The organism is Streptomyces sp. NPDC012825 (assembly GCF_042900925.1).
Classification (GTDB): Bacteria; Actinomycetota; Actinomycetes; order Streptomycetales; family Streptomycetaceae; genus Streptomyces.
Map to the genome: position 1 here is coordinate 193421 of NZ_JBIBBZ010000005.1, position 23784 is coordinate 217204.

Sequence of the window (23784 nt, forward strand, 5' to 3'; positions counted from 1 at the left end):
ACATGGGAAAGACATACGAACGTATCGACGGACGGCTGCGCGCCTTCATCGAGGAGCAGCCGGTCTTCTTCACCGCGACCGCTCCCCTGACCGGTGACGGCCACGTCAACCTCTCCCCCAAGGGACGGCACGGCACCCTCGTGGTGCTCGACGAACTGACCCTCGCCTACGTGGACTTCGGCGGCAGCACCGCCGAGACGCTCGCGCACCTGCGGGAGCCCGGCAACGGGCGGATCACCCTGATGTGGACCGCGTTCTCGGGACCGCCGACGGTGGTCCGGGTGCACGGGACCGGCGAGGTGGTGCTCCGTGACGACCCGCGCTGGAGCGGGCTGTTCGCGCGGTTCCCGGCCGGGGCCGTGGAGGGGCAGGGCAGCGCCCGGGCGATCGTCGTGGTGCGGGCGCGGCGGATCAGCGACTCCTGCGGGTTCGCCGTCCCGCTGATGGAGTACCGGGAGGACCGGACGCTGCACGCCGAGTACTTCAACCGGAAGACGGACGAGGAGTTCGCCACGTACTGCGAGGGCAAGGAGCTCATCGCGAGCAGCCTGGACGGGCTGCCCGCGCTTCCGCTGCCGCTCCCGCCGCTGCCGGCCGGCGCGGCCGGGTAGGCCCGTACGGAGCCGCGACCGGCCGGGCCGGCCCCCGTCGGTCGCACGTCGCCGTCGGAGCGCGGGGCGTTCCGACGGCGATCACGCGCTGCTGGGCCGGGGGCCTACTTCTGGGCCAGCTTCAGGAGGTGGTCCGCCAGGGCCTGGCCGCCCACCGGGTCTCGGCTGATCAGCAGGAGGGTGTCGTCACCCGCGATCGTGCCGAGGATGGCGTGCAGTTCGGCCTGGTCGATGGCCGACGCGAGGAACTGGGCGGCCCCCGGCGGGGTCCGCAGGACCACCAGGTTCGCGGAGGCCTCGGCGGAGATCAGCAGTTCGCCGGAGAGGCGCCGCATGCGCTCCTCCTTGGCGGACTCGCCGAGCGGGGCCTGCGGGGTGCGGAAGCCGCCCTCGCTGGGGACCGCGTAGATCAGCTCCCCGCCGGTGTTGCGGATCTTCACCGCGCCCAGCTCGTCGAGGTCGCGGGAGAGCGTCGCCTGGGTGACGCTCAGGCCGTCGTCCGCGAGGAGCTTGGCCAGCTGGCTCTGCGAGCGCACCGGCTGCCGGTTGAGGATGTCGACGATCCTGCGGTGGCGTGCGGTGCGGGTCTGCGGAACGGACGGCCCTCCGTGCTCGTTCTCCTGCGCGTCGGTCATCGTCGTCTCATTCTCCGCTTCGTCCTTGCCCGTTCACCACGTCGAGGACTCCGGGCAGGGCCCGGACGAAGGCGTCCGCCTCGGCGTCGGTGAGGAGCAGCGAAGGCATGATCCGTACGACATCGGGGGCGGGCGCGTTCACCAGGAGGCCGGCGTCCTGAGCCGCCTGCTGCACCTGGGGCGCGAGGGACTCCGTGAGCACGATACCCAGCAGGAGGCCCGCGCCACGGACGTGGGAGACCAGCGGGTGGCCCAGGGCCTCGATTCCCCGCCGCAGCCGCTCCCCCACCGCCTTCACGTGGTCGAGGGCCGCGTCGGCGGCGAGGGTGTCCAGGACGGCGAGTCCGGCGGCGCAGGCGACCGGGTTGCCGCCGAAGGTGGTGCCGTGGTGGCCGGGGCCGAAGAGGTCGGCGGCCGGGCCGAAGGCGACGGTCGCGCCGATCGGGAGACCGCCGCCGAGGCCCTTGGCGAGGGTCACGACGTCCGCCTCGACGCCTTCCGCCTGGGCCGCGAACCAGTGGCCGCAGCGGCCGATGCCGGTCTGGACCTCGTCGAGGACGAGCAGGGTGCCGGTGGCGCGGGTGATCTCCCGGGCCGCCTTCAGGTAGCCGGTGGGCGGGACGACGACGCCGTTCTCGCCCTGGATCGGCTCGATGATCACGAGGGCGGTGTCCTCGGTGACCGCGGCCCGCAGCGCCTCGGCGTCGCCGTACGGGACGTGGGTGACGTCGCCGGGCAGCGGCAGGAAGGGGGTCTGCTTGGCGGGCTGGCCGGTGAGGGCGAGGGAGCCCATGGTCCGGCCGTGGAAGCCGCCGTGGGTGGCGACCATGTGGGGGCGGCCGGTGAGCCGGCCGAGCTTGAAGGCGCCCTCGACGGCCTCGGCGCCCGAGTTGCAGAAGAAGACCCTGCCGGGCCGCCCGAAGAGGCCGAGGAGCCGCTCGGCGAGGGCGACGGGCGGTTCGGCGACGAAGAGGTTGGAGACGTGACCGAGGGTCCCGACCTGCCGGGAGACGGCCTCGACGACCGCCGGGTGGGCGTGGCCGAGGGCGTTGACGGCGATGCCGCCGACGAAGTCCAGGTACTCCTTGCCGTCGGCGTCCCAGACCCGGGCGCCCTCGCCGCGGACGAGGGGCAGCCGGGGCGTGCCGTAGTTGTTCATGAGCGAGCTCCGCCACCGCCGGGTCAGCTCCGTGTTGCCGGTGCCGCTCATCGGTTCTCCGCTCATCGGTGTCCCCCTCCGTTCCGGTCGTCCGGGACGACCATCGTGCCGATGCCCTCGTCGGTGAAGATCTCCAGGAGGATCGCGTGCTGCACGCGGCCGTCGATCACGCGGGCCGTGGTGACCCCGTTCCGCACGGCGTGCAGGCAGCCCTCCATCTTGGGGACCATGCCGCTGGAGAGCTCGGGCAGCAGCTTCTCCAGCTGGCTCGCGGTGAGCCGGCTGATGACCTCGTCGCTGTTCGGCCAGTCCTCGTAGAGGCCCTCGACGTCGGTCAGGACCATCAGGGTCTCGGCACCCAGCGCCGCAGCGAGTGCCGCAGCCGCCGTATCAGCATTGACGTTGTAGACATGTCCGTCGTCCTGGGAGCGTGCGATGGAGGAGATGACCGGGATCCGGCCGTCCTCCAGGAGTGCTTCGATGGCGCCGGTCTCGATGGCGGTGATCTCGCCGACCCGGCCGATGTCGACCTGCTCGCCCTCGATGACCGGCCGGTGCTGGGTGGCGGTGATCGTGCGGGCGTCCTCGCCGGTCATGCCGACGGCGAACGGGCCGTGCTGGTTGAGCAGTCCGACCAGCTCGCGCTGGACCTGTCCGGCGAGCACCATCCGTACGACGTCCATCGCCTCGGGGGTGGTGACCCGGAGGCCGGCCTTGAACTCGCTGACCAGGCCGTGCCGGTCGAGGGCGGCGTTGATCTGGGGGCCGCCGCCGTGCACCACGACCGGCCGGAGGCCGGCGTGGCGCAGGAAGACGACGTCCTGGGCGAAGGCCGCCTTGAGGTCCTCGTCGATCATGGCGTTGCCGCCGAACTTGATGACGACGGTCCTGCCGTGGTGGCGGGTGAGCCAGGGCAGGGCCTCGATGAGGATCTGGGCCTTGGGGAGCGCGGTGTGCTTCCGCGTGGCGCCGGTCACGACGAGTACGCGCTGTTCTCGTGGACGTAGTCCGCGGTGAGGTCGTTGGCCCAGATGACGGCGGACTCGGAGCCGGCGGCGAGGTCGGCGGTGATGGTGACCTCCCGGTAGCGCATGTCGACGAGGTCGCGGTCCTCGCCCACGGAGCCGTTCCGGCAGACCCAGACGCCGTTGATGGCGACGTCGAGTTCGTCGGGCTCGAAGGCGGCGGAGGTGGTGCCGATGGCGGAGAGCACCCGGCCCCAGTTGGGGTCCTCGCCGTGGAGGGCGCACTTGAGGAGGTTGTTGCGGGCGATGGAGCGGCCCACCTCGACGGCGTCGTCCTCGGTCGCCGCGTTGACCACCTCGATGCGGATGTCCTTGCTGGCGCCCTCGGCGTCGCCGATGAGCTGACGGGCGAGGTCGTCGCAGACCGTCCGTACGGCCCCGGCGAACTCGTCCTGGTCGGGAGTGGTCCCGGAGGCGCCGGAGGCGAGGAGCAGGACGGTGTCGTTGGTGGACATGCAGCCGTCGGAGTCGACCCGGTCGAAGGTGACGCGGGTGGCGCTCCGGAGGGCGGCGTCGAGGCCCTCGGCGTCCACGTCGGCGTCGGTGGTGAGGACGACGAGCATGGTGGCGAGGCCCGGGGCGAGCATGCCGGCGCCCTTGGCCATGCCGCCGACCGTCCAGCCGTCCCCGGTCGCCACGGCGGTCTTGTGGACGGTGTCGGTGGTCTTGATGGCGATGGCGGCCTTCTCGCCGCCGTGCTCGGAGAGTTCGGCCGCGGCCTTCTCGACGCCGGGGAGCAGCTTGTCCATGGGGAGCAGGACGCCGATGAGGCCGGTGGAGGCGACGGCGACCTCGCCGGCGCCGACCTCCTCGCCGTGTCCGGAGAGGACCTCGGCGACCTTCTCGGCGGTGGCGTGGGTGTCCTGGAAGCCCTGGGGACCGGTGCAGGCGTTGGCGCCGCCGGAGTTGAGGACGACGGCGGTCAGCTCGCCGTCGGCGAGGACCTGCTGGGACCAGACGACGGGGGCGGCTTTGACGCGGTTGGAGGTGAAGACTCCCGCGGCGGCGCGGCGGGGCCCGGTGTTGACCACGAGGGCCAGGTCCGGGTTGCCGTTCTGCTTGATCCCGGCGGCGATGCCCGCCGCCGTGAATCCCTTCGCTGCGGTGACGCTCACTGTGCTTCTCCGTTCGCTTCTCCGCCCGCGCAGCGCAGAGGTGCGGGCTTCGTCGTCGTCTGCAGACCGGTGGCTGCGCGTGCGTCCCTCACGGAGCGACTCCAATCGTGGAAAGTCCGGTGCTCTCGGAGAGACCGAGGGCGATGTTCATGCTCTGCACCGCGCCGCCGGCGGTGCCCTTGGTGAGGTTGTCGATGGCGCTGATCGCGATGATCCGCTTCGCGCCGGGGTCGTACGCGACCTGGACCTGAACGGCGTTGGAACCGTAGACGGACGCCGTGGCCGGCCACTGTCCCTCGGGGAGGAGGTGGACGAACGGCTCGTCCGCGAAGGCCTTCTCGTACGCGGTCCGTACGGCCTCGGCGGTGACGCCCGGCTTCGCGGCGGCCGTGCAGGTGGCGAGGATGCCGCGGGGCATCGGGGCCAGGGTGGGGGTGAAGGAGACGGTGACCCGCTCCCCCGCCGGTCCGCTGAGGTTCTGGATCATCTCGGGGGTGTGGCGGTGGCCGCCGCCGACGCCGTACGGGGACATGCTGCCCATGACCTCGCTGCCGAGCAGGTGCGGCTTGGCCGCCTTGCCGGCGCCGGAGGTGCCGGAGGCGGCGACGATCACGGCCTCGGGCTCGGCGAGGCCGTCCGCGTACGCCGGGAAGAGCGCGAGCGAGACGGCGGTGGGGTAGCAGCCGGGCACCGCGACGCGCTTGGACCCCTCCAGTGCGGCGCGGGCGCCCGGCAGTTCGGGGAGGCCGTAGGGCCAGGTCCCGGCGTGCGGGGAGCCGTAGTACGTCTCCCAGTCGGCGGGGTCGTTCAGCCGGAAGTCGGCGCCCATGTCGACGACGAGGACGTCCGGGCCGAGCTGCTCGGCGACGGCGGCGGACTGGCCGTGCGGCAGCGCGAGGAAGACGACGTCGTGTCCGGCGAGCTCCTCGGCGGTGGTGGGCACGAGGACGCGGTCGGCGAGCGGGAGCAGGTGGGGCTGGAGGGCCCCGAGCCGCTGGCCCGCGTTGGAGTGGCCGGTCAGTGCGCCGATCTCGACGTGGGGGTGCGCCAGGAGCAGACGCAGGAGCTCTCCGCCCGCGTATCCGCTCGCACCCGCCACTGCTACTCGTACCGTCATCGAAACCCTCCTCATGGATGGCATGACTATACGTGTGGCCGAAGTTTTATGCAACGAGCTCCATGAGGCCCTCTCGACCCCCTTTGCATGACCATGCGAGTTGATGCATACTCTTCCCATGTCCAAGGTCCTCACCTCCCTGCCCGCCGGCGAGCGCGTCGGCATCGCCTTCTCCGGCGGCCTCGACACCTCCGTCGCCGTCGCATGGATGCGCGACAAGGGCGCCATCCCCTGCACCTACACCGCCGACATCGGCCAGTACGACGAGCCCGACATCGCCTCGGTGCCCGGCCGCGCGAAGACCTACGGTGCCGAGATCGCGCGCCTGGTCGACTGCCGGGCGGCGCTGGTCGAGGAGGGCCTCGCCGCGCTCACCTGCGGCGCGTTCCACATCCGCTCGGGCGGCCGCGCCTACTTCAACACCACGCCCCTGGGCCGCGCCGTCACCGGCACCCTGCTGGTCCGGGCGATGCTGGAGGACGACGTCCAGATCTGGGGCGACGGCTCGACCTTCAAGGGCAACGACATCGAGCGGTTCTACCGCTACGGGCTGCTCGCCAACCCCCACCTGCGGATCTACAAGCCGTGGCTGGACACCGACTTCGTGACCGAGCTCGGCGGCCGCAAGGAGATGTCGGAGTGGCTCCTCGCCCACGACCTCCCCTACCGCGACAGCACCGAGAAGGCGTACTCCACCGACGCCAACATCTGGGGCGCCACCCACGAGGCCAAGACCCTGGAGCACCTGGACACGGGCGTCGAGACCGTGGAGCCCATCATGGGCGTCCGGTTCTGGGACCCGTCGGTCGAGATCGCCGCCGAGGACGTGACGATCGGCTTCGACCAGGGCCGCCCGGTCACCGTCAACGGCAAGGAGTTCTCCTCCCCCGTCGACCTGGTGATGGAGGCCAACGCCATCGGCGGCCGCCACGGCATGGGCATGTCGGACCAGATCGAGAACCGGATCATCGAGGCCAAGAGCCGGGGCATCTACGAGGCCCCCGGCATGGCCCTGCTGCACGCCGCGTACGAGCGCCTGGTCAACGCGATCCACAACGAGGACACCCTCGCCCAGTACCACAACGAGGGCCGGCGCCTCGGCCGGCTCATGTACGAGGGCCGGTGGCTGGACCCGCAGGCCCTGATGGTCCGCGAGTCGCTCCAGCGCTGGGTCGGCGCGGCCGTCACCGGCGAGGTGACCCTGCGGCTGCGGCGCGGCGAGGACTACTCGATCCTCGACACCACGGGCCCGGCGTTCAGCTACCACCCGGACAAGCTGTCCATGGAGCGCACCGAGGACTCGGCCTTCGGCCCGGCGGACCGGATCGGCCAGCTCACCATGCGGAACCTCGACATCGCCGACTCCCGCGCCAAGCTGGAGCAGTACGCGGGCCTCGGCCTGATCGGCACGGCCAACCCGGCCATCGGCGCCGCCCAGGCCGCCGCGACCGGGCTGATCGGCAGCATGCCGGAGGGCGGTGCCGAGGCCATCGCCTCGCGCGGCGAGTCCTCCGGCGACGACGAGCTGCTCGACCGGGCGGCGATGGAGTTCGGCACGGACTGACGCGCGACGGCTCCCGGCGGTACGCGGAGGCCGGCCCGGCACCCCTCGGTGCCGGGCCGGCCTTCCGCCGTGCGCCTCAGGTGCGGACCGCGCGCAGGACCACGAACTTCGGATCGCTCGCGACCAGTTCGGCGTTGCCGCAGATGCGGCGGAGGGTGACGTGGTGGCCGAGGTGCCGGTTGCCGACGACCCACAGTTCGCCGCCGGGGCGCAGGGCGCGCCGGGCGTCGGCGAACATGCGGCGGGCGGTGCGGTCGGTGGTGGCCTGGTGGCTGTGGAACGGCGGGTTGTTGAGGACGAGGTCCACCGAGCCGGGGGCCAGGTCCGCGAGTCCGTCGCCGACGAGGAACTCGGCCGTGCGCCCGTCGCCCGCGTGGGCGCGGAAGTTCTCCTCGGCCGAGGCGACGGCCTGGTACGACTCGTCCGTGAAGACCAGCTCCGCCTCCGGTTCGGCGAGGGCGACCGCGAGGCCCACCACGCCGTTGCCGCAGCCGAGGTCCGCGACGCGGGCCCGGCCGAGGCCGCGGGGCAGGTGCGCGAGGAGGAAGCGGGTGCCGATGTCGAGGCGGTCGGCGCAGAAGACGCCGGCGTGGTTGGTGACGGTCCGGCCGGGGAGGCCGGGCGCGGGGGTGTCGGCGGGCAGGGCGTACCGGTACGGCCAGGGGCTCGGGCCCGGGGCGGCGGCGGGGCCGGGGGTGGTGTGGATCAGCCGGGCCTTCTTCACCGCCAGGGAGGTGCGGGTGGGGCCGAGGATCCGCTCGAAGAGCTTCAGCGTGGAGGTGTGGATCTCCTTGACCATGCCGGTGCCGACGACGACGGTGCCCTCGTGGACGGCGGGGGCGAGGCGGTGCAGCTGGTCCTCCAGGAGCGCGAGGCTCTTGGGGACGTGGACCAGGAGCACGTCGATCCGCTCGGGCGGCGGGTCCTGGGTGGTGAGCAGCCGGACGGCGTCCGGGGCGGCGCCGGCGCGCGCGAGGTTGGTCCGGGTGGCCTGCCCGCCGAGGTACGAGTCGGTGATCTGGACGAGTTCGCCGGGGCCCGCGGCCCGGAGCGCGGTGACGAGGGCTCCCCAGCGGTCGCCGAGGACGACGACGGTGCCGGAGAGGTCGGTGCCGGTCTCGGCCAGGTGCCCCAGGAGGTACTCGTCGGACGCGTCCCAGGCGCGCAGCGGGTCGCGCGGGTCCTCGGGGTGGCGGGTCAGCGTGAAGGCGCCCCATGACGTGCTCAAACGGTTCATCGTGGGTTCAGGCTAGCCGGTCGCGGGGCCGGGCCGCCCTCGTCCCGGTCGCCGGGCCGCCTCCCGTCCCGGTGGCGCGGGCCCGTCAGCGCAGGGCCGCGTCGAGCTGGAGGTGCCAGAGGCCGGGGCGGCCGGTGAGGGTGACGGTGGAGAGGGGGCGGACGTCGACGTTCCAGTACGTGGCGGGGTGCGCCCTCAGGGCGTACACGAGGGCGGCCCGTACGACGGAGGGCTCGGCGACGGCGACGACGGCGCAGTCCTCGGCGGGACGGGTGTCGAGCCAGTTCCCTATCCGGGTGATGAAGGCGAGGAGCGGTTCGCCGCCGTGCGGGGCGGTGCGGGCGTCGGCGAGCCAGGCGTCGACGGCGGCCGGTTCGAGGGCGGCGACCTCGGCGAGGGTCAGGCCGCGCCAGCGGCCCATGTCGCAGTCGCGCAGGGCGGGCTGGACCAGGGGCGCGTAGCCGAGGGCGGTGCCGGTGGCGCGGCTGCGCGGGGTCGGGGAGCAGTAGCGCAGTTCGGCCGCGCCGAGCGGGATGAGCGCGGGCGCGGCCTGCTGCACCTCGTACCAGCCGGCCTCGTCCATCGGCCGGTCGTCGTCGAACCGTTCGGCGAGCAGGGAGGAGCTGCGTGCCGCCGTGACGAGCGTCACCCGAAGACCCATGGCCGCGATCGTGAGGCCGGTGGCGCCGCTGGTCAAGGGGTCGTTTCGAGGGGCGGAGGGGGCCGGGTTCACTGCTGCCCGAGAGCCATCCACTTGTCCGGATTTCGCAGTGGCGCGAAACCCACCTTCTCGTACACGCCGTGCGCGTCGGCGGTGGCGAGCATGACGCGGCGCAGCCCGTACGGCTCCAGGAGGTCCCGGACGGCGGTGACGAGCGCGGTGCCGAGGCCGGCGCCCCGGGCCGGGCGGTCGACGTAGACGTCGCAGAGCCAGGCGAAGGTGGCGTAGTCGGTGACGACGCGCGCGTAGGCGCTCATCTCGCCGGTCTCGCGGTGGTAGGCGCCGACGTTGAGCGAGCCCGCGATGGCGCGGTCCTGCTTCTCCCGAGGTCGGCCGTGGGCCCAGTAGGAGTCGGTGGAGATCCAGTGATGGACGCGGGCGGCGTCGATCCGGGCGGGGTCGGACGAGATCTCGTACGCCCCGTGCATGACGGGGCTCAGCGGGAGGGTGCTGTCGCTCATGGACGCAGGCTCGCAGGAGTACGGCGTCCTGTCAGGCGAATTCTCCGGGCGCGGTCGCGGGGCCGGAGCCGGCGGAGGGCCCGTACGGTCCGGCCCCGGGGTCAGCCGGTGAGCTCGTCCACCGCCGTCCGCAGGCGGCGCACCCCCTCCGCGATCTCCGTGGGGCCCGCGACACCCGCGAAACTCAGCCGGATGTGGCCGGCGGGCGGTTCGGCGCAGAAGTAGGGGCGGCCGGGGGCCGCGGCGACCCCGGTGCGCAGGGCGGTGGCGTGGAGGGAGGCCTCGGGCAGGGCGTCGGGCAGGCGCAGCCAGAGGTGGTAGCCGCCGGAGGGGATGTGGGGCAGGGCGAGTTCGGGGAGGTGGCGGGCGAGGGCGCCGGTCATGGCGTCCCGGCGGGCCTTGAGCTCCTGGGAGACGGCGCGGAGGTGCCGGGGCCAGGCCGGGGAGCCGACGAGTTCGAGCGCGGCCTCCTGGAGGGGCCGGGGGACGAAGAAACTGTCGACGACCTGGATGGCGCGCAGTCGCTCCAGGACGGGTCCCCGGGCGGCGAGGGCGCCGACGCGCAGGCTGGCCGAGGTGGGCTTGGTGAGGGAACGGACGTGGACGACGACACCGTCCGGGTCCTCGGCGGCGAGGGGCTCGGGGAGCGGCGGGGCGTCCTCGTGGACGAGGCGGCGGGCGAAGTCGTCCTCGACGACGAAGGCCCCGGCGGCGCGGGCGATCCGGACGACCTCCCGGCGCCGCTCCGGTCCGAGGACGGCGCCCGTCGGGTTCTGGAAGAGCGGCTGGCAGACGAGGACGCGGGCGCCGGTGGCGCGGAAGGCGGCTTCGAGGAGGTCGGGGCGGACTCCCCCGGCGTCGGCGGGCACGGGGACCGGGCGGAGTCCGGAGGCGCGGGCGACGGCGAGCATGCCCGGGTAGGTGGGCGACTCGACGAGGACGGGGGTGCCGGGCGGGGCGAGGGCGCGCAGGGCGGTGGTGATCGCGGACTGGCCCCCGGCGGTGACGAGGATCTCGGCGGCGGTGACGCTGCCGCCGATCTCGCGCGCGAACCATTCGCGCAGTTCGGGCAGGCCGTCGACGGGCGGTCTGCCCCAGGCGCCGGGGCGGCGGCCGGCCCGGGCGAGGGCGGCGGAGAGGGCGCGTTCGGGCTGGAGGGCGGGGTGGAGGTAGCCGCCGTTGAACTCGATCACGCCGGGCGGTGGCGCGGAGAGGGTGACGAGGACGCCGGAGGCGTCGACGGCCCGGGGCACGAGTTCGGTGGCGGTGTCGGCGCTGAGGGCGACCTCCTGCCAGGAGGTGTCCCCGATGGCCGGGGTGGCGGTACGGGGCTGCGCGCGGAAGGCGCCGGCGCCGGGCCGGGTGACGACGAGCCCTTCGGCGGCGAGCCGGGCGAGGGCGCGGGTGACGGTGACCGGGGAGACGCGGTAGCGCTCGACGAGCGCACGACTCGACGGCAGCTTTCCGCCGGGAGAGTAGCGGTCGAGCTCGCTCCTCAGGGATTTCACCAGTTCCGCGACACTGCTACGCTCATGCATGAGAGCACATGATAGCGCTACTGCCCCCATCGCGATAGCGGTCCCCGCCCCGGAGACCCGCACTTCCGGTCCCTCGGCCTCCGGGACGGGAGCCGCACACCGCACCGACGGGCCGTCCGGCTCTTCCGCCCCCGGGACCGGAGCCGCGCACCGCGCCGCGGGGCCGTCCGGCCCCGCGGCCCCCGCGACCGCCTCCCGGACCCCCGCGGCCGATTCCCCGTCCCGTGGCACCCTGCTCGCCGGGCTCGGCGTCGTCGCGTTCTCGCTCACCTTCCCGTCGACCGTCTGGGGCCTGGAGAGCTTCGGCCCCTGGTCGCTCGTGGCCGTGCGGTCCACCCTCGCCGCGCTCGTCGCGGGCGTCTTCCTGCTCGCCGGCCGGGTGCCGCCGCCGGAACGGCGCCACTGGGCGGGGCTCGCGGTGGTCGCCGGCGGGGTCGTCGTCGGCTTCCCGCTCCTGACCAGCCTGGCCCTCCAGACCTCCACCACCTCCCACGCCGCCGTGGTGGTGGGCCTCCTGCCGCTCACCACGGCGACCCTCGCCGCCCTGCGGACGGGCCGGCGCCCTTCCCGCACCTTCTGGATCGCGGCCGTCTCCGGCGCCGTGGTCGTACTCGGCTTCACGCTCGCGGAGAGCGGCGGGGCGCTCTCCACCGGCGACCTGTACCTCTTCGGGGCCCTGCTCGTGTGCGCGGCCGGCTACACCGAGGGCGGGCGGCTCGCCGCCCTGATGCCGGGCTGGCAGGTGATCGGCTGGGCCCTGGTCCTCTGCCTGCCGCTGATGCTGGTCGCCTCGGCCGTCACCCTGTCCCTGGAGCCGGTCCACCTGAACGCCCACGGCGTCGTCGGCCTGGTGTGGGTCGCCGCCGGTTCGACCTTCTTCGGTCTGTACGTCTGGTACCGGGGCATGGCGGCGATCGGCATCCCGAAGGCCAGTCAGCTCCAGCTCGCCCAGCCGCTGCTCACCCTCGTCTGGTCGGTCTCCCTGCTCGGCGAGACCCTGTCGCCGGCCGCCCCCGTCGCGGCGGTCGCGGTCCTGGTCTGCATCGCGGTCACCCAGCGCTCGAAGTCCTGATCCGCCCGCCGGGAGGCCGGCGCGACGGGAGCGGGTGACGCGGGTCACAATGGCAGACAGAGAGCCCGAAGCGCGGAGAACCGGCACGGACCCGGTCGCGAGGAGGTCACCCCGATGCAGGCGAGCGTGGGCGACGAACTGCTGGTGCACGGACGGACCGTCGGTCACCACGACCGTACGGCCCGGGTCCTTCAGGTACTGGGGGAGAACGGCACTCCCCCGTACCGCGTGAAGTTCGACGACGACGGTCACGAGGCCCTGATGTCGCCGGGCCCCGACACCGTCGTGCGGCACCGCCCGGAGGCGGGGGCCGGCTGAGACGCCGTCCCTCCGGCTATCCCGGCGGGCGGACCCTGGTCGGGTAGTGGTCGGCCACCACGGCGGCCATCGCCCCGATCCGGTCCCGCGCGACCTCCTTCGCCGAGAAGAAGCAGTGGCCGCCGACCCCGGCGTACCCCTTGGCCAGCTCCAGGTGGCGCGAGAGCTCCCCCGGGTCCTGCCAGGCGGCGGGCTGCGCGGGGTCGCCCGCCTTGTGGAGGGCCTCGCCGACGTAGAGGCCGACGCCGGTGCCCCGTACCGTCTCGTCCCACCAGGGCAGCAGCTTCGCGTAGTCGGCGGCGGCCAGGCCGATGTGCCAGTAGAGCTGCGGCACGATGTGGTCGAGCCAGCCCTCCCGCACCCACTTCCGGGTGTCGGCGTACAGGTCGTCGTACGTCTGGACGCCGGCGTCGGTGTCCGAGCCCTCCGGATCGGTGGCGGCGTTCCGCCAGACCCCGAAGGGGCTCACGCCGAAGGCCACGCCCGGCCTGGCCTCCTTGATCCGGGCGGACATCTCGGAGACCAGCAGGTCGGTGTTGTGCCGCCGCCAGGACGCCTTGTCGGGGAAGTCGCCGCCGTGGCGCGCGTACGTCCCGTCGTCGGCGAAGGCCTGCCCGGCGACCGGGTACGGGTAGAAGTAGTCGTCCCAGTGCACGGCGTCGACGTCGTAGCGGCGCACCGCGTCCAGCATGGCGTCCTGGACGAAGCGCCGGACCTCGGGGAGCCCGGGGTCGTAGTACAGCTTCCCGCCGTAGGGCAGCACCCACTCCGGGTTCCGCCGTGCCGGGTGGGAGGCGACGAGCCGGGCCGGATCGGTGTGGTTCGCCACCCGGTACGGGTTGAACCAGGCGTGCAGCTGGAGGTCCCGCGCGTGGGCCTCGGCGACGGCCGTGCCCAGCGGGTCCCAGCCGGGGTCGCGGCCCTGGGTGCCGGTGAGGCACGCCGCCCACGGCTCGTACGGCGAGGGCCACAGGGCGTCGGCGGTCGGCCGGACCTGGAGGACCACGGCGTTGAGGCGCCGCTCGGCCGCCGTGTCGAGGTGGACGAGGAGCTCGGCGCGCTGCTGCTCGGCGGTCAGGCCGGGCGCGGAGGGCCAGTCGATGTTGCTCACCGTCGCCAGCCACATGCCGCGGAACTCCCGGCGGCGGTACGGCCTCCCCCGCGCCCGGCTCCTCGCCTCGGGTGCCGCACCCGCCTCCGTGACCCCGCGAGCCGCTTCGTCCGCCGCCGTTCCTGTCGTTCCCGTCACGGCGAGCACCGCCCCCGTGGCGCCGGCCACGAACCCTCTTCTCCCGATAGGCCGCACTTGTACCCCTCTTCTGTCGGATACGTCACACTCACCGGAAGAGCATGCCCACGCCCCGGACGATCGATCATCGGTTAATGAGCGGTAACGTCGGGGGATCGAGGCGGACGCACCGGAATCGCACGGGCCCGCCCCCGGCAGAAGAGCGAAAGGCACGAGGTGACGGACTCCATGGCCGACATTGAGCGCGTCGGAGTGGTGGGCTGCGGCCAGATGGGCGCGGGCATCGCGGAGGTGTGTGCCCGGAGCGGCCTCGACGTGAGGGTCGCCGAGACCACCGGCGAGGCGCTGGAGATCGGTCGCACCCGCCTCTACAACTCGCTGGCGAAGGCCGCCGAGCGCGGCAAGATCAGCGAGGAGGAGCGGGACGCGACCCTCGCGCGCCTCAGCTTCACCACCGACCTGGGCGAGTTCGCGGACCGCGACCTCGTGATCGAGGCCGTGGTGGAGAACGAGCAGGTCAAGACCGAGATCTTCCAGGTCCTCGACCAGGTGATCACCCGCCCGGACGCCATCCTGGCCTCGAACACCTCCTCGATCCCGCTGGTGAAGCTGGCCGTGGCGACCTCCCGCCCCGACCACGTCATCGGCATCCACTTCTTCAACCCGGCCCCGGTGCAGAAGCTCGTCGAGCTGATCCCGGCCCTCACCACCTCCGAGGGCACGATCAGCCGGGCCCAGGCCTTCGCCGAGAAGACGCTGGGCAAGCACGCGATCCGCGCCCAGGACCGCTCCGGCTTCGTGGTGAACGCACTGCTCGTGCCGTACCTGCTCTCCGCGATCCGGATGTTCGAGTCGGGCATCGCGAGCCGCGAGGACATCGACAACGGCATGGAGTTCGGCTGCGCCCATCCGATGGGCCCGCTGAAGCTGTCCGACCTGATCGGCCTGGACACGATCGCCTCGATCGCCGACTCGATGTACTCGGAGTTCAAGGAGCCGCTGTACGCCGCTCCCCCGCTGCTCCAGCGCATGGTGGACGCGGGCCGGCTCGGCCGGAAGACGGGCTCGGGCTTCTACCCGTACTCCTGACCCCGTCCCCCGTGGGACACCCCTCAGACCACTCTCCGCACCACCCGGACGGCCCGTACTCCCGCACAGGTACGGGCCGTCCGGCCTTTCTCCGGCCCCCCGGCCACCGCCCCCGGCTCAGCCGAGGCGCAGGTGGTGGAGCATCAGCAGCCCGGCGGCCGTGTTGGCGGCCGGGACCTCGCCCCGGGCGATCATGTCGGGGACCTGCTTCAGCGGGACCCAGGCCCGCCGCGAGGACTCGAACGCGTCCTCGGGAGGTCCGGTGTACGTGGCCCGTTCGGCCCAGTAGAGGTGGTGGCGGGCGTCGGTGAGGCCGTTGGAGGGCTCGACGGTGAGGAGGTGGCGCAGCGGCCCCGGCCGCCAGCCGGTCTCCTCCTCCATCTCGCGGGCGGCGGCGGACTCGACGTCCTCGCCGTCCTCGACCACGCCGGCGGCCAGTTCCCAGCCCCAGCTGTCGGTGATGAAGCGGTGGCGCCAGAGCATCAGGACTTCGTCGGCCTCGTTAACGGCGGTCGCGACGGCGACCGGACGGAGCCGGATCAGATAGTGGTCCAGGTGGCGGCCGTCCGGGAGTTCGACGTCCGCGAGGTTCACTCGGAACCAACGGTTCTCATAGACAGAGCGTTCGCTCAGTTTCGTCCACTGCACGTTCTTGCCACCTTCCGACTGATCGGAGCTTGTTCGGTGGCAATATCGCAGCAGCCGGCGGACCGAAGGGGATCAGTGGGGATCGGATCGGCCGGAGAAGGGCGGAGGAGGGTCAGAGGGGGACGCGCAGGGCCCCGTCGATGAGGGCCGCCGCCTCCCGGGCGTCCCCCGCGCCGCTCTCGAGGAGATGTTCCCGCACCTCCCGCAGCCGGTCCCGCAGCCTCCGCGACTCCATCCCGCGCGCCCGCTCGGTCATCTCCACCGCCGTGCGCGCCGCCCCGTCGGCCTCCCCCTGCCGCAGCTGGACCCGGCACAGCATGGCGAGGCGGTGCACCCGCCCCCGGTCGTGCGAGGGCGCCCCGACCGCCGCCACGGCGTGCTCGTGGGCCGCCGGGAGGTCGCCCAGGCCGAGGAGCGCCTCCGCGATCTGCACGTTGACGAGCCCCGGCTGCACGTAGCCCGTCTCGGCCGGCTCCTCGTCCGGGCTGATCCGCTCCGCCGCCTCCTCGGCCCGCCGGATGCAGGCGAGCGCGGTCGCGCGGTCGCCCAGGTGCGCGTACGCCTTCGCCTGCATCGCCGTGAGGTCGGCGGCGAGGGCCGGGGTGATCCGCGGCCCCGCCGCCCGCAGCGCCGCCTCCGCGAACGCCACCGCCTGCCGGTACTCCCCCGTGAACAGCGACTGGTTGACGAGGAGGGCGATCACGTACGCGCCGAGCCCCCGGTCCCCGCTGGCCTTCGCGAGCCGCAGCGCCTGGTGGAAGTAGCGCTGGGCCAGGCCGTGCGCGTCGGCGTCGTAGGCGCAGATCCCGGCCACCGCCACCAGACCGCCGGCGGCGCGGTGCAGCCTCCGCCCGAGGGCGTCGCCGTACGTGCCCCGGAGCAGCGGCGCCGTCTCGGCGGTGAGGAAGCCGACGATCCGGGCCCGGGTCGCGACGCCCCCGGCCTTGCGGTACATCTGCTCGTAGTGGGACCGGGCGGCGGCCAGGACGGCGATGTCGGCGGCCGAGACCGCGGTCCGGCCGGTACGGGAGACGTCCACGTCCTCCGGCGGGTTCTCCCACTCCCACACGGGCATCACGGCGGGGGTGCCGGTCAGGGCGGGCGCGGAGACGACGTACGGCCGCTGCTGTTCGTCGGAGCGCCAGAGGGCGGCGGCCCGCTCCACGAAGCCGGAGAGCGGCGAACCGGGCGCCGGTCCCGGGCCGTCCGGGACCCCGAGGCCGATGTCGTCCAGGGTCACCTGCCGGTCCAGCCGGGCGGCGAGCACCTCGCAGATCAGGTCCGGCACCTGGCCGCGCGGCCGCTGGCCCTTCAACCAGCGCGCCACGGCGGTGTGTTCGTAGCGCAGGGTGAGTCCCCTGGCCCGGCCGGCCCGGTTCACCCGGGTGGCGAGGCCGGCGTGCGAGACGCCCGCTTCGTCGAGCAGGGCGTCGAGCAAGGTGTTGGGCTGCATGGCCGCTCCGGTCCGCTCGGTGAACTCAGCGTAGCGGTGGCCGATTTCGTATGGGGCGAAGTGGCGCGGAGTCGCCCCGTACGGGGGGAATCGCGTGCACGAGGTGTACGCGCGGAGGGTCACGCGGAAAATCGCGCGGACCTCTCGCGGGGGTTTCGCACGGGGTGTGAACGAAGCACCCGTTCTTCCGGTCCGCGCGCTCTGCCGCGCCCGCCCCGGTCCCGGTTGACTGTGCTTCTCGCCGCAAGGCGACGACCGGGCCGCCGGCTCCCCCTCGTACAGTGCGGCCGCCCGGTCCGCGTCGCCCGCCCCGCCGATCTGCCCGACACTCCGTGGCGGGGCGGGCGGCGCCGGTACCGTCCCCCTCCTCTCAACAGTGGGAGGAGGGGGCGGGCCGGGGCCGGCGCAGCCCGGGTTCGGCGGGCTGCGCCGGCACCCTGGCGCGGTCGTTCCGTACGACGAGGAGCGCGACGTCGTCGGCGAGCCGGCCGCCCGTGTGGTGGAGCAGCTCCGCGTGGACCCGGCGCACCAAAGCGGCGGGCGTCTCGCCGGGCGGCCCGGCCAGGGCGGCGTCGAGCGCGAAGAACCGGCCCCGGCGGTCCCGGGCCTCCTCCGCGCCGTCGGTGTGCAGGACGAGGGTCTCGCCGGGCAGCAGCCGGGCCGCCGTGTACGGCGCGAGACCGGCGGGCAGCGGCAGCACCCCGAGCGGGGGCAGCGGGTCCCCCACGGGAAGGCGCTCCGCCTTCCGCCCCAGGCGGTACGGGCCGGGATGACCGCAGTTGAAGACCGCGAGCCGCCCGTCGGGCCCGACCTCCAGGAGCAGCAGGGTCACGAACTCCTCGGCCACCGGGTGTTCGGGGTCCGTCCCGGCCCGCGCCGGGTGCTCGTCCCGGGCCCGCTCGCGCAGGTGCCGCTCCAGGGCCCGCTCCAACCGCCGCAGCACACCGGCGAGTTCGGGTTCGTCGTGGGCGGCCTCGCGGAAGCTGCCGAGCACCGCGACCACGGCGCCGAGCGCGGCGAGCCCGTGCCCCCGCACGTCCCCGAGGACGATCCGCACCCCGTAGGGGCTGGCCACCGCCTCGTACAGGTCCCCGCCGACGGTGGCGCCCCGGGAGGCGGAGAGCTGCCCGGCGGCCAGGGCCAGCCCTTCGAGGCGGCCCGGCGGCGGCCGCAGCAGCACCCTTTGGGTGGCGGCCGCGACGGCCCGCGCCCGCGCCAGCTCCCGGGCGAGCCCGCGCCGGACGCCGAGGACGAGCCCGATGCCCACGGAGAGGAAGACGACGCCGACGGCGATCCGTATCGGAAGCCCCGGCTCCCCGGCCGACGGGCAGGCCAACCTCCACGCCACGGCCGTCGCGCCCCAGGCGACGGGAAGAGCGAACGGGGCCGACCGGCGGAGCCGGGGGCCGGCGGAGTCCAAGAACCTCGTACGGATCATGCACGGCCCTTCCCGAGCCCCGACAGCGCCCGAAGGCCCTGCGGCCCACAGGTCCGCCCCTGCGGCCGCGTCGATTCTCCCGACCGCCCCCACCCCGACGAACACCCCCGGACGATCTCACCCGAAGGAGTGAGCACTTCCGGCGCGGCGCGCTGCGCCAGGGGCGCGCCACCGGCACGTACGTGCCGGTCCCGTAAGGACGTACGTACCCGGGGTCCCCGGGAAACGGCGGAGGGCCGCCCCGGAGAAGGTCTCCGGGGCGGCCCTCCTGGTGCCGCTGTGTACCGCCGTGGGGTCAGGCGCCGCGCAGGACGGCGCCGGTGCGGGCGGAGGCCAGGGTGACGGCCGCGTCGCGGGCCGCGGTGGCCTCGTCGACCGTCAGGGTGCGGTCCGGGGCACGGAACTTCAGGGCGTAGGCCAGGGACTTGGTGCCCTCGCCGAGCTGGTCGCCGGTGTAGACGTCGAACAGCCGGATGGACTCCAGGAGTTCGCCCGCGCCCTCGCGCAGGGCGGCCTCGACCTCGGCGGCCGGGACGCCGGCGGCGACGACCAGGGCGACGTCCTGGGTGGCGACCGGGAAGGAGGAGATCCGGGGGGCCCGGAGGGGACCCTCGGACGCCGCCTCGACCAGGTCGAGGTCGAGCTCCATGGCGCTGGTCCGGGCCGGCAGGCCGAAGGACTTCACCACGCGCGGGTGCAGCTCGCCCGCGTGGCCCGCCGTGCGCTCCTCGCCGTCGACGACGACGAGCAGCTCGGCGCAGCGGCCCGGGTGCCACGGGCCGTACTGGCCCTGGCGCACGATCAGTTCGGCGCCGGCCTCGCGGGCGACCGTGCGGGCGGCCTCGACCGCGTCCGCCCAGTCCGACGGACGGCCCCTGCCCCACCAGCCGGCCTGCTCGCGCGCGCCGGCGAGGACGACGGCGGCGTGCCGGGGCTGCGCGGGCAGGGCCGCGTCGACCTCGGCGATCTCCTCGTCCGTGGGACGCCGGTCGACGCCGAGGCGGACGGCGACGCCCGGTCGCTCGCCGGCCCGGAAGACCGGGCCGGTCTCGAAGAGGGCCAGGTCGTGGCCGCCGCGGCTGTCGTTGCGGCGCAGCGCCCCGAGCAGGCCCGGGAGCAGCGTCGTACGGAGCGCGGGCTCCTCGTCGGAGAGCGGGTTGACCAGCTTCACCACCCGGCGGGCGGCGTCGTCCGCGTCCAGGCCGAGCTGGTCGAAGACCTGCTCGCCGAGGAAGGGGTAGTTCAGCGCCTCGACGTAGCCGGCGCCTGCCAGGGCGCGGCCCACGCGGCGGTGGACGCGCTGGCGCTCGGTGAGTCCGCGGCCGGCCGGGGGCCTGGGCAGCGTGGAGGGCAGGTTCTCGTAGCCCTCCAGGCGGATGACCTCTTCGGCGAGGTCGTTCGGCTCGTTGAGGTCGGGCCGCCACGAGGGGACGGTGACGACGAGCTCGTCCTGGCCGTAGACGTCGCAGCCGACCTCCTGGAGGCGGCGGACGACGGTCTCGCGGCCGTAGGCGACGCCCGCGACCTTGTCCGGGTGGTCCGCCGGGACGACGATCGTCCGGGGCGCGGACGGGGCCACGACCTCGGTGACGCCGGCCTCGGCCGTGCCGCCCGCGAGCAGCACGAGCAGGTCGACGGTGCGCTGCGCGGCAGCGGCGGCGGCCTGCGGGTCGACGCCGCGCTCGAAGCGCTTGGACGCCTCGGAGGGCAGCTTGTGGCGGCGGGCCGTGCGGGCGATCGAGATCGGGTCGAAGTGCGCGGCCTCGACGACGACCTCGGAGGTGCCGGTGACGACACCGGTCTCCGGGTCGAGGACCGGGTCGGCGATCTCCGTGTTGGCGCCGCCCATGACGCCCGCGATGCCGATGGGGCCGCGGTTGTCGGTGATGACCAGGTCCGCGGCGTCCAGGACGCGCACGGTGCCGTCGAGGGTGGTGATCTTCTCGCCGGCCTCGGCGCGGCGGACCCCGATGGGGCCGTCGAGCCGGGTGCGGTCGTAGGCGTGCAGCGGCTGGCCGAGCTCCAGCATCACGTAGTTGGTGACGTCCACGGCCAGCGAGATCGGGCGCATGCCGGCCTTCTGGAGGCGGCGCTGGAGCCAGATCGGGGAGCGGGCCTCGGGTGCCAGGCCGACGACGGTGCGCGCGGTGAAGCGGTCGCAGCCGATCGGGTCGGTGATCTGGACCGGGTAGCCGTACGAGTTCGGCGCGGGCACGTCGAGCAGCGCCGGGTCGCGCAGCGGCAGCCCGTAGGCGGTGGCCGTCTCGCGGGCGACGCCGCGCATCGAAAGGCAGTAGCCGCGGTCCGGGGTGACGGCGATGTCGAGGACCTCGTCGAACAGCTCCAGGAGGACCGTGGCGTCGGTGCCGACCTCGTGCTCCGGCGGCAGCACGATGATGCCGTGCGACCCGTCGTCGCCCATGCCGAGCTCGTCGCCGGAGCAGATCATGCCCCGGGAGACGCGGCCGTACGTCTTGCGCTCGGCGATCCGGAAGTCGCCGGGGAGCACGGCGCCGGGCAGGGCCACGACGACCTTGTCGCCCTCGGCGAAGTTCCGGGCGCCGCAGATGATCTCCTGGGGCTCGCCGGTGCCGTTGGCGGTGCCGACGTCGACGGTGCAGAAGCGGATGGGCTTCTTGAACTCCGTCAGCTCCTCGATGGTGAGGACACGGCCGACCACCAGGGGGCCGGACAGACCGGCGCCGAGCCGCTCGACGGTCTCGACCTCCAGGCCTGCCGAAACGAGTTTGGCCTGGACGTCTCGGCCGGTCTCCGTCGCCGGCAGGTCGACGTACTCCCGCAGCCAAGAAAGCGGGACCCGCATCAGATCTCCATCCCGAACGGCCGGGTGAACCGGACGTCACCCTCGACCATGTCTCGCATGTCTTCGACGTTGTGGCGGAACATCAGCATCCGCTCGATGCCGAACCCGAAGGCGAATCCGCTGTACTTCTCGGGGTCCACACCGCAGGCGACGAGCACCTTCGGGTTGACCATGCCGCAGCCGCCGAGCTCGATCCAGCCCTCGCTGCCGCAGGTGCGGCAGGGGCGGTCCGGGTTGCCGACGGACTCGCCGCGGCAGACGTAGCAGAGCATGTCCATCTCGGCGGACGGCTCGGTGAACGGGAAGAAGTTCGGGCGCAGCCGGGTCTTCATGTCCGGGCCGAAGAGCGCCCGGACCATGTGGTCGAGGGTGCCCTTGAGGTCGGCCATGGTGAGGCCCTCGTCGACGGCGAGCAGCTCGATCTGGTGGAAGACCGGGGTGTGCGTGGCGTCGAGCTCGTCGGTGCGGTAGACGCGGCCGGGGCACACGACGTAGACCGGGGGCTCCCGGTCGATGAGCGTGCGGGCCTGCACCGGGGAGGTGTGGGTGCGCAGGACGACGCCGGACTCGTCGCCCGTGGTGCCTTCCGGCCCCTGGACGAAGAAGGTGTCCTGCATCTGGCGCGCCGGGTGGTCCGGGACGAAGTTGAGGGCGTCGAAGTTGAACCACTCCGCCTCGACCTCGGGGCCCTCCGCGATCTCGTACCCCATGGAGACGAAGACGTCGGAGACGCGCTCCATGAGGGTGGTCAGCGGGTGGCGGGCGCCGGCCGGGACGCGGTCGTACGGCAGGGTGACGTCGACGGCCTCCTCCACGAGGACGCGGGCGTCGCGCTCGGCCTCCAGCTCGCTCTGGCGGGCGGCGAGCGCCTTGGAGACGGCGCCGCGGGCCTGGCCCACGAGCTTGCCCGCGGCGGCCTTGGCCTGCGGGGGCAGGGCGCCGATCTCCCGGTTGGCGAGCGCCAGCGGCGAGGTGCCACCGGTGTGCGCGGTCTTCGCGTGTGCGAGCGCGTCGAGGTCGCCCGCGGCGGCGAAGGCGGCGAGCGCCTCGTCCCGCATGCGCTCGATCTCTTCCGGTTTCAGCGCCTCGACCTCGACCGGGTCGTACGACTTATTGGGTGCGGACATCTCTTCCCGTGCTTCCGTTGGCTTGGCTGGGCGGCCCCGCTCGACGTCAAGGGCGCAAACGTGCCAAAGGTCGAGTCTAACGGGGTGGGGGGACGCGAATGAGCCCGTGGGCGGGCCGGGCGGCTCCTGATCGTCCGCGGTCTCGCGGGGCGAGACGTCAGAGGAGGTGGGCCGGGGTGCCGACGGGCAGGATAAATCGGAACTCGGCCCCGCCGCGGGGGCCCCGTCCGACGGTGATGGTCCCGCCGTGGGCCTCGACGACGCCCTTGACGATGTAGAGGCCGAGACCGGTGCCGCCGCGCTTGCTGCCCCGCCAGAAGCGGGTGAAGACGCGGCTCATGGACTCCTCGGGAATGCCGGGGCCCTCGTCGCTCACGGTCACCTCCGTCCCCTCCTCCCCGTCGTCGCCCGCCGTAGTGGGGGCCACCTCGATGGTGACGGTTCCCTCGCCGTGGCGCACCGCGTTTTCGAGGAGGTTCCCGAGGATCTGGTCGATCTTGTCGGGGTCGGCCCAGAGCGGGGGCAGCTGCGGCCTGATCCGTACGAAGAAGCGGTCCGGGGACTGGCCGCCGGCGGTGTGGGCGTGGACGTGCCGGCCGACGGCCGCCGCGATGTCGACGGGCTGGCGGCGGACCTCCAGACGGCCGGAGTCGATCCGGGAGATGTCGAGGAGTTCGGCGATGAGCCGCTTGATGCGGCCGGCGTCGGCGTCGACGGTCTCCAGCATCAGCCGCTTCTGCTCGTCGGTGAACCGCTCCCACTTGTGGAGGAGGGTGGCGGTGAAGCCCTTGACGGAGGTGAGCGGGGAGCGGAGTTCGTGGGCGACGGTGGCGATGAGCTCGGCGTTGCTGCGCTCGGTGCGACGGCGCGCCTCGGTGCCGCGCAGGGAGACGACGACCCGGCGGACGGGGCCCGTGGGGTGTTCGCGGACGTAGCGGGCGGAGACGAGGACCTCGCGGCCGCCGGGGAGGAGCAGGTTGCGCTCGGGCTGTCCGCTGCGGGTGGCGAGTCCGCCGTACGGGTCGGTCAGCGCCCACCAGCGGCGGCCCTTGAGGTCCTCCAGGGGCAGCGCCCGGTCGAGGGGGAGGCCGAGGGCCCGGTCGGCGGGGACGGCGGCGATGCGGGCGGCGGCGGCGTTGAAGCAGACGACGCGGCCGGTCTCGTCGGCGACGACGAGACCGTCGGGCAGGTCGTCGGGGCGGAGCCCGGCGAAGTCGGCGGAGTCGTCGCGGGCCGCGCCGCCGGTGGGGGCCTCGGCGTCCGTGGTGCCGGCGGCCCCGTCCCGTTCCCGGGCGTGCGGGCCGTCGCTCCGTGCCTCCGCGGGACTGTCCGTGCCGACCGTCATTCCCGTCCCCCACCCCTCCGTGTAGCGCAGTGGGCCCC

Annotated in this window: 21 protein-coding genes; 5 read left to right on the plus strand and 16 right to left on the minus strand. The window is 73.8% G+C overall.

Features of this window, described 5'->3' with window-relative positions:
* The first annotated feature begins 2 nt into the window (after positions 1 to 2).
* Complete coding sequence (locus ACFY7E_RS14470) at positions 3 to 611, plus strand: pyridoxamine 5'-phosphate oxidase family protein (protein ID WP_389484546.1); 609 nt, start codon at positions 3 to 5, stop codon at positions 609 to 611.
* Between the two features lie 104 nt (positions 612 to 715).
* Here ACFY7E_RS14470 and ACFY7E_RS14475 read toward each other — a convergent pair whose 3' ends face one another.
* From ACFY7E_RS14475 to argC, 5 genes are all read right to left on the minus strand, one after another.
* The gene (locus tag ACFY7E_RS14475) at positions 716 to 1246 is read right to left on the minus strand and encodes an arginine repressor (protein ID WP_030214728.1); all 531 of its coding nucleotides are present in this window, start codon (positions 1244 to 1246) and stop codon (positions 716 to 718) included.
* Between the two features lie 7 nt (positions 1247 to 1253).
* The gene (locus ACFY7E_RS14480; RefSeq protein ID WP_389484964.1) at positions 1254 to 2456 is read right to left on the minus strand and encodes an acetylornithine transaminase; all 1203 of its coding nucleotides are present in this window, start codon (positions 2454 to 2456) and stop codon (positions 1254 to 1256) included.
* A gap of 11 nt (positions 2457 to 2467) precedes the next feature.
* Positions 2468 to 3382 (minus strand): acetylglutamate kinase, encoded by a 915-nt coding sequence (argB, locus tag ACFY7E_RS14485; RefSeq protein ID WP_389484549.1) that lies wholly within the window; start codon positions 3380 to 3382, stop codon positions 2468 to 2470.
* Complete coding sequence (argJ, locus tag ACFY7E_RS14490) at positions 3379 to 4545, minus strand: bifunctional glutamate N-acetyltransferase/amino-acid acetyltransferase ArgJ (protein WP_389484551.1); 1167 nt, start codon at positions 4543 to 4545, stop codon at positions 3379 to 3381. The genes argB and argJ overlap by 4 nt, the downstream gene beginning before the upstream one ends.
* An 88-nt stretch (positions 4546 to 4633) precedes the next feature.
* A complete protein-coding gene (gene argC / locus ACFY7E_RS14495) occupies positions 4634 to 5662 on the minus strand; it encodes an N-acetyl-gamma-glutamyl-phosphate reductase (protein ID WP_389484553.1) in 1029 nt (342 codons plus the stop codon).
* Positions 5663 to 5780: 118 nt separating this feature from the next.
* On the opposite strand from argC, the gene argG reads away from it, so the two are divergent.
* Positions 5781 to 7226, plus strand: coding sequence for an argininosuccinate synthase (gene argG, locus ACFY7E_RS14500; protein ID WP_383439479.1), 1446 nt, complete (start codon positions 5781 to 5783; stop codon positions 7224 to 7226).
* A 76-nt stretch (positions 7227 to 7302) separates the two neighbouring features.
* Here argG and ACFY7E_RS14505 read toward each other — a convergent pair whose 3' ends face one another.
* The 4 genes from ACFY7E_RS14505 to ACFY7E_RS14520 all read right to left on the minus strand — a co-directional run bounded on the left by ACFY7E_RS14505 (position 7303) and on the right by ACFY7E_RS14520 (position 11183).
* Complete coding sequence (locus tag ACFY7E_RS14505) at positions 7303 to 8463, minus strand: methyltransferase (protein WP_389484555.1); 1161 nt, start codon at positions 8461 to 8463, stop codon at positions 7303 to 7305.
* A gap of 85 nt (positions 8464 to 8548) precedes the next feature.
* Positions 8549 to 9124 carry a histidine phosphatase family protein gene (locus ACFY7E_RS14510; RefSeq protein WP_383446072.1) on the minus strand — a complete coding sequence of 192 codons (576 nt, stop codon included), beginning with the start codon at positions 9122 to 9124 and terminating at the stop codon, positions 8549 to 8551.
* Between the two features lie 68 nt (positions 9125 to 9192).
* Positions 9193 to 9645 (minus strand): GNAT family N-acetyltransferase, encoded by a 453-nt coding sequence (locus ACFY7E_RS14515; RefSeq protein ID WP_389484558.1) that lies wholly within the window; start codon positions 9643 to 9645, stop codon positions 9193 to 9195.
* 101 nt (positions 9646 to 9746) lie between these two features.
* Positions 9747 to 11183, minus strand: coding sequence for a PLP-dependent aminotransferase family protein (locus tag ACFY7E_RS14520; RefSeq protein WP_389484560.1), 1437 nt, complete (start codon positions 11181 to 11183; stop codon positions 9747 to 9749).
* Between ACFY7E_RS14520 and ACFY7E_RS14525 the strand changes: the two genes are divergently transcribed.
* Together ACFY7E_RS14525 and ACFY7E_RS14530 are read left to right on the plus strand one after the other, a co-directional pair.
* Positions 11182 to 12255: an EamA family transporter gene (locus ACFY7E_RS14525; RefSeq protein ID WP_389484562.1), complete on the plus strand. Its 1074-nt coding sequence runs from the start codon at positions 11182 to 11184 to the stop codon at positions 12253 to 12255. The genes ACFY7E_RS14520 and ACFY7E_RS14525 overlap by 2 nt on opposite strands.
* Before the next feature lie 114 nt (positions 12256 to 12369).
* Entirely contained in the window at positions 12370 to 12573 is a 204-nt protein-coding gene (locus ACFY7E_RS14530; protein WP_389484564.1) for a DUF1918 domain-containing protein, read from the plus strand.
* A 16-nt stretch (positions 12574 to 12589) separates the two neighbouring features.
* On the opposite strand, the gene ACFY7E_RS14535 is transcribed toward ACFY7E_RS14530, so the two are convergent.
* Complete coding sequence (locus ACFY7E_RS14535) at positions 12590 to 13852, minus strand: glycoside hydrolase family 10 protein (protein ID WP_389484566.1); 1263 nt, start codon at positions 13850 to 13852, stop codon at positions 12590 to 12592.
* 198 nt (positions 13853 to 14050) lie between these two features.
* On the opposite strand from ACFY7E_RS14535, the gene ACFY7E_RS14540 reads away from it, so the two are divergent.
* On the plus strand, positions 14051 to 14911 hold the full coding sequence (locus ACFY7E_RS14540; protein WP_383446065.1) for a 3-hydroxybutyryl-CoA dehydrogenase: 861 nt from the start codon (positions 14051 to 14053) through the stop codon (positions 14909 to 14911).
* A gap of 117 nt (positions 14912 to 15028) precedes the next feature.
* On the opposite strand, the gene ACFY7E_RS14545 is transcribed toward ACFY7E_RS14540, so the two are convergent.
* The 6 genes from ACFY7E_RS14545 to ACFY7E_RS14570 form a co-directional block, all read right to left on the minus strand.
* On the minus strand, positions 15029 to 15559 hold the full coding sequence (locus ACFY7E_RS14545; RefSeq protein WP_185893396.1) for an NUDIX hydrolase: 531 nt from the start codon (positions 15557 to 15559) through the stop codon (positions 15029 to 15031).
* A 112-nt stretch (positions 15560 to 15671) separates the two neighbouring features.
* The gene (locus ACFY7E_RS14550; protein WP_389484569.1) at positions 15672 to 17012 is read right to left on the minus strand and encodes a transcriptional regulator; all 1341 of its coding nucleotides are present in this window, start codon (positions 17010 to 17012) and stop codon (positions 15672 to 15674) included.
* A 370-nt stretch (positions 17013 to 17382) separates the two neighbouring features.
* Positions 17383 to 18450, minus strand: coding sequence for a PP2C family protein-serine/threonine phosphatase (locus ACFY7E_RS14555; protein WP_389484571.1), 1068 nt, complete (start codon positions 18448 to 18450; stop codon positions 17383 to 17385).
* Between the two features lie 295 nt (positions 18451 to 18745).
* Positions 18746 to 21274: a phenylalanine--tRNA ligase subunit beta gene (gene pheT, locus ACFY7E_RS14560; protein ID WP_389484574.1), complete on the minus strand. Its 2529-nt coding sequence runs from the start codon at positions 21272 to 21274 to the stop codon at positions 18746 to 18748.
* Complete coding sequence (gene pheS / locus ACFY7E_RS14565; protein ID WP_383443999.1) at positions 21274 to 22401, minus strand: phenylalanine--tRNA ligase subunit alpha; 1128 nt, start codon at positions 22399 to 22401, stop codon at positions 21274 to 21276. Before pheS ends, pheT begins: the two co-directional genes overlap by 1 nt.
* Positions 22402 to 22558: 157 nt before the next feature.
* Positions 22559 to 23746, minus strand: coding sequence for a sensor histidine kinase (locus ACFY7E_RS14570; RefSeq protein WP_389484577.1), 1188 nt, complete (start codon positions 23744 to 23746; stop codon positions 22559 to 22561).
* Between the last annotated feature and the right edge of the window lie 38 nt (positions 23747 to 23784).

What these genes read in the sequence shown, in the direction of transcription:
- ACFY7E_RS14525 (WP_389484562.1), top strand. Translation starts at nt 11,182, where the DNA reads ATGAGAGCACATGATAGCGCTACTGCCCCCATCGCGATAGCGGTCCCC.
- pheS (WP_383443999.1), bottom strand. Translation starts at nt 22,401, where the DNA reads ATGTCCGCACCCAATAAGTCGTACGACCCGGTCGAGGTCGAGGCGCTG.
- pheT (WP_389484574.1), bottom strand. Translation starts at nt 21,274, where the DNA reads ATGCGGGTCCCGCTTTCTTGGCTGCGGGAGTACGTCGACCTGCCGGCG.
- ACFY7E_RS14530 (WP_389484564.1), top strand. Translation starts at nt 12,370, where the DNA reads ATGCAGGCGAGCGTGGGCGACGAACTGCTGGTGCACGGACGGACCGTC.
- ACFY7E_RS14515 (WP_389484558.1), bottom strand. Translation starts at nt 9,645, where the DNA reads ATGAGCGACAGCACCCTCCCGCTGAGCCCCGTCATGCACGGGGCGTAC.
- ACFY7E_RS14480 (WP_389484964.1), bottom strand. Translation starts at nt 2,456, where the DNA reads ATGAGCGGCACCGGCAACACGGAGCTGACCCGGCGGTGGCGGAGCTCG.
- ACFY7E_RS14520 (WP_389484560.1), bottom strand. Translation starts at nt 11,183, where the DNA reads ATGCATGAGCGTAGCAGTGTCGCGGAACTGGTGAAATCCCTGAGGAGC.
- ACFY7E_RS14550 (WP_389484569.1), bottom strand. Translation starts at nt 17,012, where the DNA reads ATGCAGCCCAACACCTTGCTCGACGCCCTGCTCGACGAAGCGGGCGTC.
- ACFY7E_RS14555 (WP_389484571.1), bottom strand. Translation starts at nt 18,450, where the DNA reads ATGATCCGTACGAGGTTCTTGGACTCCGCCGGCCCCCGGCTCCGCCGG.
- ACFY7E_RS14475 (WP_030214728.1), bottom strand. Translation starts at nt 1,246, where the DNA reads ATGACCGACGCGCAGGAGAACGAGCACGGAGGGCCGTCCGTTCCGCAG.
- ACFY7E_RS14540 (WP_383446065.1), top strand. Translation starts at nt 14,051, where the DNA reads ATGGCCGACATTGAGCGCGTCGGAGTGGTGGGCTGCGGCCAGATGGGC.
- ACFY7E_RS14470 (WP_389484546.1), top strand. Translation starts at nt 3, where the DNA reads ATGGGAAAGACATACGAACGTATCGACGGACGGCTGCGCGCCTTCATC.
- argC (WP_389484553.1), bottom strand. Translation starts at nt 5,662, where the DNA reads ATGACGGTACGAGTAGCAGTGGCGGGTGCGAGCGGATACGCGGGCGGA.
- ACFY7E_RS14510 (WP_383446072.1), bottom strand. Translation starts at nt 9,124, where the DNA reads ATGGGTCTTCGGGTGACGCTCGTCACGGCGGCACGCAGCTCCTCCCTG.
- ACFY7E_RS14505 (WP_389484555.1), bottom strand. Translation starts at nt 8,463, where the DNA reads ATGAACCGTTTGAGCACGTCATGGGGCGCCTTCACGCTGACCCGCCAC.
- argG (WP_383439479.1), top strand. Translation starts at nt 5,781, where the DNA reads ATGTCCAAGGTCCTCACCTCCCTGCCCGCCGGCGAGCGCGTCGGCATC.
- ACFY7E_RS14570 (WP_389484577.1), bottom strand. Translation starts at nt 23,746, where the DNA reads ATGACGGTCGGCACGGACAGTCCCGCGGAGGCACGGAGCGACGGCCCG.